Origin of the sequence: Geobacillus thermocatenulatus, from assembly GCF_002217655.1 — a bacterium.
Classification (GTDB): Bacteria; Bacillota; Bacilli; order Bacillales; family Anoxybacillaceae; genus Geobacillus; species Geobacillus thermocatenulatus.
Genome location: NZ_NEWK01000002.1, coordinates 792435 through 804333 on the forward strand (window position 1 = coordinate 792435; position 11899 = coordinate 804333).

An 11899-nucleotide genomic window follows, 5' to 3' on the forward strand; every position below is an offset into this window, starting at 1 on the left:
AAGGGCTGTCCCTTTCCCTCTATTTCAACTTATGCACGGCGTTGATAAAAATGTCCCCTCTCTCCTCGAAAGTTTTGTATTGATCCCAGCTGGCGCATGCCGGAGAGAGCAAAATGACGTCGCCCGGCTCGGAAAGCTCGAAAGCAACCGGGACGGCTTTTTCCACATTATCGACATATCGGATCGTTTCTATTCCCGCTTTTTGGGCGATGCGGCCGATTTTATCCGCCGTCTGGCCGAACAGTACGACCGCCTTTACCTGTTGCAAATACGGGAGAAGATCATCAAACTCATTGCCGCGGTCAAGCCCGCCGGCCAACAAAATGACCGGCTCGCCGGCGAACGCTGAAAGCGCCTTTTGCGTCGCTAAGATGTTCGTCGCTTTCGAATCGTTGTAAAACCGCCGGCCGTCGACTTCGGCCACATATTGAAGCCGATGTTTTACGCCAGCAAACGTCGTCAACACTTGAACGATCGCCTCGTTGCCGGCGCCGGCCAGCTTGGCGGCCGCCACCGCCGCTAAAATGTTTTCCAAATTGTGCTGTCCAGGAAGAACAATGTCAGCGATTCTGATAACGGGATCACCGTTCCAATAGATGGCGCCATCTTGAACGTACGCCCCTTCGCCAAGAAGCTTCGTCGCCGAAAACAGCACTTTTTGCGATCGAACTGAAGAGGCAATGTTCATCACGAGCGGATCGTCGGCATTGACGACGGCATAATCGCGCTCCGTTTGATTGCGGAAAATGTTCGCCTTTGCCGCTGCATACGCCTCTTTCGTTCCGTGGTAGTCCAAGTGGGCGTCGAAAATATTGAGCAAAACCCCAATGGCTGGGCGAAACTTGTCAATGCCGGCAAGCTGGAACGAAGACAGTTCCGTGACAAGCCATTGCCCCGGCTTCGCTTCCCTCGCCACCTCGCAGGCGACAAGGCCGATGTTGCCGGCAAGCAGCGGATCTTGGCCATCCGCTTTTAACATTTCGTAAATGAGCGTGGTCGTCGTCGTTTTTCCGTTGGACCCGGTGATGCCGATAAACGGCCCTTCGGAAATGTGATAAGCAAGCTCCACTTCGGTCACAACCGGAAGCCCCTTCTCAAGCGCCTTTTTCACCATTGGGTTCGTGTACGGAATGCCCGGGTTTTTCACGACAAGGTCAAACGGCTCATCAAGCAGTTCAAGCGGATGACCGCCGCAAACGACGCGAATACCGAGCGGTTCAAGCTGCTTGGCCTCCATGTTTTCCGAAAGCGGCTTTTGATCATTGACGACGACCTTAGCGCCTAACTCCGCAAGAAGCCGAGCTGCCGCCGCTCCGCTTTTCGCCAATCCAATGACAAGTACATGACGATGTTGATAAAAACGAGTCGGTTTCAATTACATCCACACCTCGATATAAATTGCTAGCATCGCAAATAAAAGGCCGACGGCCCAAAACGTCACAACGATCCGCCATTCTGACCAGCCGACAAGCTCATAGTGATGATGAAGCGGACTCATGCGGAACACGCGCCGTCCCGTCGTTTTGAACGAAGCCACTTGAATGATAACCGACAGCGTCTCGATGACAAACACACCGCCGATGATGACAAGCAACAGCTCAAGCTTCGTGAGGACAGCAACAGCGGCGATCGCACCGCCAAGTGCGAGCGAGCCGGTGTCGCCCATAAACACCTTCGCCGGGTGGGCGTTAAACACTAAAAAGCCAAGCACGGCGCCAACAACCGCAACGCAAAATACAGCGACATCGTACTGGCCTTGATTCCAAGCCAAGACAGCATAAGAGCCAAAGGCGATCGCCGCTGTTCCGGCAAGCAGCCCGTCAAGCCCATCGGTCAAGTTGACAGCGTTCGAGCTGCCGACAAGCATGAACAACAAGAGCACACCGTACGTCCATCCAAGGTCGACCGACCAATCGGCGCCAGGGATATGTAAAACCGTCGAAAAGCCGCTTTGGCGGTAGACGGCAAAAAAGATGGCTGCGATAAGGAGCTGGCCGATAAACTTTTGCCGGCTCGTCAAGCCAAGATTTCGCTTCATCACGACTTTGATCATATCGTCGAGGAAGCCGAGCACCCCATAGCCGACGGTGACCAACAACAGCAAATACGTCCTCGTCGACAAGCCGGCGATTTTCGGCGTGATCCATAGGGTCGACGCCACAATCGCCAATAAAATCATGATGCCGCCCATCGTCGGCGTGCCTGATTTTTTTTGATGCGACTTTGGCCCTTCCTCGCGGATGCTTTGTCCGAATTTCAACCGCCGCAAAAACGGAATGAACAGCGGCGATAAAATGACAGTGATGAGAAAGGAAGCCGCCATGGCCATGATGATCACTTGTTCTCGCATGCATTGTCACATCCTTTAAACGGCCGAGCGTCCAGCCATCGCTTCTTCAATTTCGCCAGCCGGCGACGCACGGCCTCCCCAGCGATGGGGCTGTCTTCGGGAAGCTCGAAGAAAAACTGCGCCTCCCCCTCGCCGCCTTGCTCTAAATACCGCTCAAGCAATGCCGCTGCCGCCTCGAGCGGCGACGGAACGAAAAAAAGTGGAAATTGGTTAGGAATGTAGCGCGGCAACGGCTCGCCAAGAGGCCAAAACGAACCGATCGCCCCGTGTTCAATCGCTGTTTTCAATGTTTCCGCCCCACGTTCAAGCGGGACGAACAATCCTTTCTTCACCTGCTGGATCGGATCGACGAACACGGCATGAAAACGAATCGTTTCATCGACAATGCCGCGCGCCTCCACCGCCATCGATTGCACCATCCTGTACGCGATCATCCTCATCCTCTCTCCTTCACTGCCGCTCGGGCAACAGCACGATCGTCAAACTCAATCACATCATTGCCAATGATTTGATACGTTTCATGCCCTTTGCCGGCAATCAACACAACATCGCCTTCCTGCGCCTGGCCAATGGCGTAGCGGATCGCCTCTTCACGGTCAGGAATCGTCACATGCTTTCCGATCTCAGCGCTTACTCCCGCTTCCATGTCGCGCAAAATTTGTTTCGGGTCTTCCGAGCGCGGATTGTCGGAGGTAAAAATAGCGACATCTGCATACCGCACCGCCACCTGCGCCATGAGCGGGCGTTTCGACCGGTCGCGGTCGCCGCCGCAGCCGATGACGACATAGACGTTTCGCTTCGCCAATTGGCGCACCGTTTTTAAGGCATTTTCTAAACTGTCCGGTGTGTGGGCGTAATCGACGATGATCGTAAAGTTTTGCCCTTCATCAACCGTTTCAAACCGCCCCGGCACCGGCTCGACATCCGCAAGCGCCGCGGCGATCGTTTCAAGCGAAAAGCCAGAGACAAGACAGGCAGCGGCAGCGGCGAGAATGTTATAGACATTGAACGAGCCGACAAGTTTCGTTTCGACCGCCGTCGACCCATGCGGCGTGCAAAGCCGAAACGCCATGCCGCCTGCGGTTATGCGGATCTGTTCCGCCATCACATCGCTTTTTTCCCTCATTCCGTATGTGACGATCGGCGCGGCCGTCATATGTTTATAATACTGCGAAACCGGATCGTCATGATTGAGAACGGCAAATTTCGGCCGCCGTTCGTCGTAGCGGTTGCCGAGCTGGGCGAACAAAAGCCCCTTGGCGTTCCGATATTCTTCCATTGTCCCGTGATAATCCAAATGGTCTTGCGTTAAGTTCGTAAAGACGGCCACATCGTAATCACAGCCATGCACCCGCCCTTGGTGCAGCGCGTGCGACGACACTTCCATGGCGACAAACTCCACTCCTTCATCGACCATCTGTTTAAACGTGCGCTGCAAAATGAGCGACTCCGGCGTCGTATTGGCCGCCGGATAGGAGCAGTCGCCGACCTTGATGTGAACCGTGCCGATGAGCCCTGTTTTCTTGCCGGATTTTCTCGCGATTTGTTCGATGATCGACGTTGTCGTCGTCTTGCCGTTTGTGCCTGTCACTCCGATTAAATGAAGGCGGTGGGTCGGCCGCCCGTAAAACGCGTCCGCTAAAATCGCCATCGCCCGCCGGCTGTCCGACACAAGAACAACGGGAACATCAACGGAAAGCGGCCGCTCGGCCACGATCGCCGCCGCTCCGCGCGCCACCGCTTCCTCGGCAAAATCGTGTCCGTCTACTGTAAACCCTTTAAGGCAAAAAAAGAGAGAACCGGAGGCAACGCGGCGCGAGTCCATTTCGAGCGCCACGATATCGGGATTGCCTCCATGGTGCCCCCAAAAACCGGGCAAGTGTGACAGCAGCGTCAGCAGTTTCATATTTCGTTCATCCCTTTCGCTTCGAAATCGTCCGCTCCGTTAGGCAGACAGCGGAAAAAGGGGCACAACCAACCCGATGTGTCATCGCATCGGTCGCCCCTTGCACGTTCGTCTTACCGTGTCTTACCGTTCTTCCGCCGCTTCGCGTTTCGCCAAATAAATGCGGACCGTTGAGCCTTCTTTCACTTTCGCCCCTGGCTTCGGGGATTGTTCCACAACGACATCTCCCTCGCCACTAACATCTAATTTTAAGTCAAAAAGCTGCTCTTGCAAATCATTTTTTGTCATTCCGATCAAGTTTGGCACTTCAATGACTTTCGGCTCGTTCCAGTCGCGCTCCTTCTCGAGCTGGTCTTTGCGAGGCTTCACGCCCAACGTGCGCAAACTATCTTCCATAATTTTTCCTACAATCGGGGCAGCGACCGTGCCGCCGAACTGAACCGTTCCTTTCGGGTTGTCGACGGCGACGTACACGACAAGCTTCGGGTCATCCGCCGGAGCGAAGCCGATGAACGAAACGATATGGTTGTTTTGTAAATAGCGGCCGCCTTGCGCCTTTTGCGCCGTTCCCGTTTTTCCACCGACGCGATACCCTTCGACATACGCCTTTTTCCCTGTTCCTTGAGCGACGACGCTCTCAAGTGCGTAGCGGACTTGTTTCGATGTTTCCTCGGAAATGACGCGCCGTTTCGCTTTTGGCGTGTTGCGGCGGATGATCTCTCCTGTTTCCGGATCAACCCACTGCTTGGCAATGTACGGAGTGTACAAAATGCCGCCATTGATTGCCGCCGATACGGCAGCGACTTGCTGGATCGGCGTCACCGACACTCCTTGGCCAAACGCCGTCGTTGCCAGTTCCACCGGCCCGACCCGTTTCAAATCAAACAAAATGCCTGTTCCTTCGCCTTGCAAGTCGATGCCCGTTTTCTCACCAAAACCGAATTGCTTAATGTAACGAAACAACGTCTCCTTTCCAAGCCGCTCGCCAAGCTCGACAAACCCCGGGTTGCACGAGTTTTGCACGACTTCTAAAAACGTCTGATCGCCGTGGCCGCCTTTTTTCCAGCAGCGAAGCGTAGCGCCGGCTACTTTGGCGTAGCCCGGGTCAAAGAAATGGTCTTTCAGCAAATTCACCTTATGTTCCTCAAGCGCCGCGGCGAGCGTAATGATTTTAAACGTCGATCCCGGTTCGTACGTGCTCCAAATCGGCAAGTTACGGTTGTAAATTTCCGGAGGAACACTCCGGTAATCTGCTGGGTCAAACGTCGGTCGGCTCGCCATCGCCAAAATTTCACCCGTATTTGGGTCCATGGCGATGGCGATGATGCCATCCGGATTGTATTTCGCCTCCGCGATGTCAAGTTCGCGCTCCATGATCGTCTGAATGCGCGAATCGATCGTCAACACCAAATTCAAGCCGTCCGTCGGCGGCGTATAGTCATCAGCGATATCGGGCATGCGCCGCCCTTTCGCATCGGAATAAAACTGCACGGAGCCGCGCTCGCCCCTCAGCTCCTTGTCATAATACAGCTCCAACCCGGTGAGCCCTTGGTTGTCAATGCCGGTGAAGCCGAGCACGTGCGACAAATAGCTGCCAAACGGATAGTAGCGCTTCGTATCTTCAGCGATATACACCCCATCCAAGTCGAGGGAGCGCACATTCGCCGCTTTTTCATCGGAAATTTTCCGTCCTTCTTTCAGGCGGACGATCGACGTTTTTTGCGTGATTTGTTTATAGATGGATTCGACCGAACCGCCCAGCACCCCGGCCAGCTTTTTCGCCGCCTCTGCCGGGTTTTTGACTTGCCGCGGAATGACATACACCGTCGGCGCGCTCATGTTCGTCGCCAGCGGGACGCCGTTGCGGTCCAAAATTTCGCCTCGCTTCGGCTCAAACGGAATGTTCCGGCCCCATAGCCCTTTCGCCCGTTCCGCTAATAGATCGCCGAGCCAAAATTGGACGTAGCCGAGACGGAGATCGATAATGGCAAAGATCAAAATCCCGATCAAAAACACGATCGTCAACCGCTTGCGCACGGTAACGTACGATACGCGCATATGGCGGAACCTCCTTCATGGTGGGCTCGTTCCACTATATGCTTGTACGCCCCGTTATAGAACGGCAAACATCATTCGTGCGGCTCGGTTTCTTTCCGTAAAGCCGCCTCTTTCTCCTTCTCCGCCGCCGCTTTCTCCCATTGGCGCGGCGGAGCTAATTCAACAATTAAATAATCGCCTTTTCGCACCTCCGCTCCCGGACGAATGTTTTGGCTGACGACGTAGCCGGTCCCTTTCGTGCTCGGACGCAAGCCCAGAACGTTGGCCACTTTCATAGCATCACGCAGCGAGAAGCCGCGCAAATCCGGCATCGTTGCCGCCCCGTCCGTTTTCAACACGACCCGTTCGCCCAAAAGAATGTGATCGCCGCCTTGCGGAAGCTGCTGCTCAACATATTTGCCGCTTCCGATCACGACCGGCACATATCCCTTTTCCTTCAGCTGCTTGGCTGCCGAAGCCGCCGGCTGGCCGATCCATGAATCAAGCGCCTGCGGTTTTGCAGTCTTTGCTTTCATTTGTTTTTCCCCGTTCGGTTCAATATGCAAATATTGCAAACTGCTTTTCATCACCGTCGTAAAAATTTGCGACACCGGCGCCGCTCCCGTTTCGGTCACATCAAGGTGCGGCTGTTGAACCGCGACATACATGAGAAGCTTCGGATCATCCGTCGGCGCCATGCCTAAAAACGAAAAAATGTAGTTTTCCCGTCCGGTCAAATAGCCCCCGGAAGCCGACGGAATTTGCGCCGTCCCCGTTTTGCCGGCGACGCGGTAGCCGTTGATTTGGTACGGACGGCCGGTGCCGTGCTCGGACGTGACGACCGTCTCTAAAATGGCGCGCACTTTGCGGGCGGTTTCCGCCGTAATCGGCTCGCCGACCACGGTCGGTCCATGATCGAGCACGACTTTGCCGCTGTCTGGGTCGATGACTTTCTCGATGACATACGGCTTCATCATTTTCCCATCGTTGGCGATCGCCGTCGCCGCTTGGATTTGCTGGATTGGCGTCACCGATGTCCCTTGGCCGAATCCGGTCGTAATTCGTTCAATCGGGTAGCGATAGCGGATTTGCCCGACCGCTTCGTTCGGCAAATCGATGCCCGTTTTCCGGTCAAAATGGAAACGGTGCAAATATTGCAAAAACCGATCTTCGCCAAGCTTTTCTTTCACTAAAATCGAAAAGGCGACGTTTGAAGAGCGCTGCACCCCTTCATTAAACGTGATCGTCCCCCAGCCGACATCGTTATGGTCGCGGATCGTGTTCGGCCCCACTTTGTAGGAACCGGAGCGATACGTTTCGTTGCCGTTATACACTCCTTCGTTGATGGCCGCCGCGAGCGTGAACACTTTCATCGTCGATCCCGGCTCATATGGATAGGAAATGGCGTCATTTAAAAAGTTCGTAATATCACGCTTGTTTGGGTCGAAGCTTGGACGCGTCGCCATCGCCAAAATTTTCCCTGTTTTTGGATCAGCGACGATGGCGATCATTTTTTTCGGCTTGTATTGCTTCTCGACACTGCTCATCGCATCTTCCAAAAACGATTGAATCTTTCCGTCGATCGTCAAATAGACGTTTGACCCATTGTCCGGCTTGACAATGCGCTCTTTCCCCCCAGGGAGGCGGAAGCCTTTTGCGTCGCTGGCAAATGACACATAGCCGTCTTTTTCACGCAAATACCGGTCAAGTTCTTTTTCCACCCCCATTTTGCCGACTGTGTCGTTGGCTTCATTTTTTTGCGCATAGCCGATGACGTGCGACGCAAACACACCGTTCGGATAAAACCGGCTCGTGTCGCGGATGAAAACGATGCCTGGCAAATGGAGCGCTTCGATTTTCCGTTTCAGCTCAAAACTAATGTTGCGGCCGTAGGACCCAAACTCGACTTGCTTCGCTTTTTTGGTCAAAATGCGCTCCATCTCCTCGACGTCCATGCCAAGAAGCGGGGCGAGTTGTTCCGCTGTTTTTTTCGGATCGACCACATGGTGCGGATGATCCGGATCGGTTGTCATCTTCGGATCCAAAACGGCCACAACTGTATACGACGGCACATCTTCAGCCAAAACGGCGCCGTTGCGGTCGAAAATCGTTCCGCGCTTCGCCTTGATCGTCCGCGTTTGTTGGTGCTGCCGCTCCGCGATCACAGCCAGCGTTTGGCCGTCCGCTTTGCCGGTCCATTCAAGCTGCACAAAGCGGGCGAACAACAGAGAAAAGAGGAAGCCGAACAGGCAAAACAGGATGAACGCTCCTTGATGGGTGTTGCGATGCTTTCTTGCCTCCATCGCCGATCATTCCTGCACAACTTTCACATGGTTTTCGTTGAGCGACAAACCGAGCTCTTTTGCCTTTTGCAAAATGCGCTCGTACGCGCTCAGCCGTTGCACCTCGACATATAGGTCATTGTTCTCCTTTTTCTGCTCGTCAATCGACGTCTCGAGCTTTTGCACCCCTTTGTTCAATTCGTAAATACGCACTTGGTTCGAGACGATATGAACCGCCGCATAGAAAATAAACAAGCCAAACAACACAAACAGCATCTTTTCAGCCAGTGACAGGCGAAAGCGCTGCTTCCGCCGCGTCTTCGGGCTTGGCGGTGACGCCGGATGTCGTTGTTCGCGCGCGACTTTGACTGCTGCGTCGTTCACATTTTTCCCCTCCTGTTTCTCCATGCATTCGTTTTTCGCCGCAATGGGCGGCGCCCGCATTGAAATTTGGTTGTGTTTCCCGGCTATTTTCGTCATCTACAGCTTTTCGGCAATGCGGAGTTTGGCGGAACGGGCGCGACGGTTTCGTTCGAGCTCTTCCTCGGAAGGAACGATCGGTTTTTTTGTAATGATTTTCAGCACGGGGCGGTAGTCGTCGGGGAGAACCGGAAGCCCCGGGGGCAACGGCGGGCTTTCGCTCGCCTTTTTAAACGTTTCTTTGCAAATGCGGTCTTCAAGCGAATGAAACGTAATGACGCTCACCCGGCCGCCGGATGCAAGCAGTTCGATCGCCTGCTCGAGCGCCTCGCGAAACGCCTCAAGTTCGTCGTTGACCGCGATGCGAAGCGCCTGAAAAATGCGTTTGGCCGGGTGTCCGCCGCTGCGGCGCGCCGGGGCGGGAATCGCTTCCTTGATCACATCAACGAGCTCCCCCGTCGTTTGAATCGGCCTTGTGCGGCGCACTTCCTCGATTTTGCGCGCCACTTGCTTCGAAAACTTCTCTTCGCCGTAACGGAAAAAGATGCGGACGAGCTCCTCGTATGGCCAGCGGTTGACAATCTCCGCCGCCGTCAGCCGCTGCTTGCGGTCCATCCGCATATCAAGCGGCGCATCGTGTTGATAACTAAAGCCACGCTCGGGTTCGTCGAGCTGAGGCGAAGAAACCCCTAAATCAAACAAGACGCCATCGACGGACTTGACGCCAAGCGCCGAAAGCTCCTCTTGCAAAAACCGGAAGTTCCGGTGCACAAACTGCACTTGCCGGCCGTAGCGGGCGAGCCGTTCGCGCGCATGCATGATGGCGGCTTCGTCTTGGTCAAAGGCAAACAGCTTCCCACGTGCCGACAAACGGGAGAGCAAATATTCGCTATGGCCGCCGCCGCCCAGCGTACAATCGACGTAAATGCCGTCAGGGCGGATATTCAACCCATCGACTGCCTCTTTCAGCAATACTGTTGTATGTTGAAACACATGTCCACCACCTTCGCTGTTGCCAGCCACACTCACATCAGCCAGTGGCCGCCTTCTTATTATATCGCAAAGACGGACAAAATTTTAGCTTTTTTTGTAAAAAAACGTCCTTTTTTGTTTCTTTTTGTCGGACGGACCAATCACGGCCATCCTGGCGGCTTCACCCCTTTACTTTTATTCCCATTTTGTGAATATTGTTTTTTTACAGTTCATTTCACAAAAAAGAAAATCCTGCTCAAAGCAGGATGTTTCTTTTCGACTTTTTCTTTGAAAAAGCCTCACATATATACAATTTTATGCATTCCATTGCCAAGACTGCGAATGGCCAGAAGTTTTTCTACAAAATCAAATCCGTAGCGATTGATGTAATAAAACACGTTCCAAACCCTCTCCTGGAGCGCGCCGTTCGGCCGAAGCGACGTCTCAATGCGCCAAAATTTCCGCCACTCCGTCTCATGTTTGCGCAACAGCGCCCGCTCGAGCGCTTGCTGAAGAAACTCGATTTGCGCCTGAATGATGGCGGCATTTTTCGCCACCAATCCCTCCAATCCGCGATCAATCGCCACCCCAAGCTCACGGAGCGGACGGTGCGCCGCGTCAATGTCCGCCTTCGCTTTGGCAAATGCTGAAGCAAGCGGCGCTTGAGCAGTCGCCTCGCGCCACTCCCGCTTTGCTTCATCGAGCCGCCCAGTCAATACGTCAACCACCTCAAGGCCGATATCGGACAGGTCGGTTTGCAGCGAACGGCTGACAATCGTCGCCTGCAGACGCGGCACGACCGGCGGCATTTCGAATCCGAACAGCGGAAACGCCTCTTTCAATTCCGCCCAATAAGCGACCTCCCCCGGTCCGGCAACGAAAGCGAGCGTCGGCAGCAAATGCTCTTGCATGAGCGGACGAGTGACGACATTGTTGCTGAAACGGGCCGGATTCGTTTCCGCAAGCTCAAGGAGCTCTTCTCTTGTCCAAACGAGAGTTCCCGCCTTATTGTGAAACAGGCCGCGTTCCTCATCATACTGCAAAAGCGAACGTTCACGGCCGTCGTAATAAAACAAGTTGGCCGCGTCACGACCGATTTCAATCAGCGGCGCATATCCGAGCGCGCGCAACGCCTCTTGCTGAGCAAGCACCGCGGCCGTCACATCGCGATGGCGTTCAATGAGCGCGGCGAAAAAGCGGCGCTCAAGCAGCCGCACCGCCGCATCGCCAGCGTTCAAAACAACTAAGCCGTGATCAGCGAACAGCCGGAGCACAATGGCGGCAAAAAAGTCGACAAACGTGCGTGCCTCATCAAGACACGATAACAAAAAGGAAAGCAGCTCATTCGTCACGTCCGTTTCCCCATACGTTTTGACGACGCGCTCGACCCACTCTTTCGCAGCCATCCGGTCCAGCGGCACATCGGCAGCCATCCGTTTTTCGTTCGTTTTGTGTGGGTACGTTGCTTTTTTTACTTCTCCTTCCTCAACAACATAAACGTGATTGATTTCCGCGATGTCATGATCTTCGCCAGCGATCCAAAACAGCGGTACGACCGGCACGCCCAGTTTCCGCTCCTGCTCTTTGGCAAGCTGGATGATCGTGATGATCTTATAAATCGTATACAGCGGCCCGGTCAACAGCCCGGCTTGCTGGCCTCCAACAATGACGACGCTTCGCTCGTTGCGCAGTTTCTCAATGTTTGCCATCGCAGCCGCGCTCGCCGCGAAGCGCCGGTGATAAGCGTGCAAATAGTCGGCAAGCCCTTCTCGGTCATACGTTCTTCCTTCCAAATAGGCCAACCGCCGACAAAACGCTTCATCGTCCGTCTGGGCATAAGCGAAGCCGTTCTCTGCTGGAAACGCGCCGGTTATGTAATCAGCCGCCAATTTCGTCGCCGCTGGCAACGGAATTTCGCGAACTTCCATGGCG

At 54.4% G+C, this 11899-nt stretch carries 9 protein-coding genes; all 9 read right to left on the reverse strand.

All coding sequences use genetic code 11. The annotated features are described in order from the left end of the window. Positions 1-19: 19 nt before the first annotated feature. Positions 20-1375, reverse strand: a complete 1356-nt coding sequence (murD, locus tag B9L19_RS12830; protein ID WP_025949762.1) for a UDP-N-acetylmuramoyl-L-alanine--D-glutamate ligase — start codon at positions 1373-1375, stop codon at positions 20-22. Next, on the reverse strand, positions 1376-2350 hold the full coding sequence (gene mraY / locus B9L19_RS12835) for a phospho-N-acetylmuramoyl-pentapeptide-transferase (RefSeq protein WP_025949761.1): 975 nt from the start codon (positions 2348-2350) through the stop codon (positions 1376-1378). Continuing rightward, complete coding sequence (locus B9L19_RS12840) at positions 2335-2790, reverse strand: hypothetical protein (RefSeq protein WP_025949760.1); 456 nt, start codon at positions 2788-2790, stop codon at positions 2335-2337. Before B9L19_RS12840 ends, mraY begins: the two co-directional genes overlap by 16 nt. After that, positions 2787-4256, reverse strand: coding sequence for a UDP-N-acetylmuramoyl-L-alanyl-D-glutamate--2,6-diaminopimelate ligase (locus B9L19_RS12845; RefSeq protein WP_025949759.1), 1470 nt, complete (start codon positions 4254-4256; stop codon positions 2787-2789). The genes B9L19_RS12840 and B9L19_RS12845 overlap by 4 nt, the downstream gene beginning before the upstream one ends. A 123-nt stretch (positions 4257-4379) precedes the next feature. Further along, positions 4380-6314, reverse strand: a complete 1935-nt coding sequence (locus B9L19_RS12850; protein WP_047753386.1) for a stage V sporulation protein D — start codon at positions 6312-6314, stop codon at positions 4380-4382. A 71-nt stretch (positions 6315-6385) separates the two neighbouring features. Beyond that, positions 6386-8596, reverse strand: coding sequence for a penicillin-binding protein (locus tag B9L19_RS12855; RefSeq protein ID WP_025949757.1), 2211 nt, complete (start codon positions 8594-8596; stop codon positions 6386-6388). A 6-nt stretch (positions 8597-8602) separates the two neighbouring features. Continuing rightward, complete coding sequence (ftsL, locus tag B9L19_RS12860) at positions 8603-8959, reverse strand: cell division protein FtsL (RefSeq protein ID WP_025949756.1); 357 nt, start codon at positions 8957-8959, stop codon at positions 8603-8605. Between the two features lie 96 nt (positions 8960-9055). Then, a complete protein-coding gene (gene rsmH / locus B9L19_RS12865) occupies positions 9056-9988 on the reverse strand; it encodes a 16S rRNA (cytosine(1402)-N(4))-methyltransferase RsmH (protein WP_025949755.1) in 933 nt (310 codons plus the stop codon). Positions 9989-10266: 278 nt separating this feature from the next. Further along, positions 10267-11895, reverse strand: coding sequence for a bacillithiol biosynthesis cysteine-adding enzyme BshC (bshC, locus tag B9L19_RS12870; protein ID WP_025949754.1), 1629 nt, complete (start codon positions 11893-11895; stop codon positions 10267-10269). Positions 11896-11899: the final 4 nt, after the last annotated feature.

Excerpts from the sequence above, each read along its gene's own strand:
- mraY (WP_025949761.1), bottom strand. The coding sequence starts at position 2,350 with ATGCGAGAACAAGTGATCATCATGGCCATGGCGGCTTCCTTTCTCATC.
- B9L19_RS12840 (WP_025949760.1), bottom strand. The coding sequence starts at position 2,790 with ATGAGGATGATCGCGTACAGGATGGTGCAATCGATGGCGGTGGAGGCG.
- B9L19_RS12845 (WP_025949759.1), bottom strand. The coding sequence starts at position 4,256 with ATGAAACTGCTGACGCTGCTGTCACACTTGCCCGGTTTTTGGGGGCAC.
- B9L19_RS12850 (WP_047753386.1), bottom strand. The coding sequence starts at position 6,314 with ATGCGCGTATCGTACGTTACCGTGCGCAAGCGGTTGACGATCGTGTTT.
- B9L19_RS12855 (WP_025949757.1), bottom strand. The coding sequence starts at position 8,596 with ATGGAGGCAAGAAAGCATCGCAACACCCATCAAGGAGCGTTCATCCTG.
- bshC (WP_025949754.1), bottom strand. The coding sequence starts at position 11,895 with ATGGAAGTTCGCGAAATTCCGTTGCCAGCGGCGACGAAATTGGCGGCT.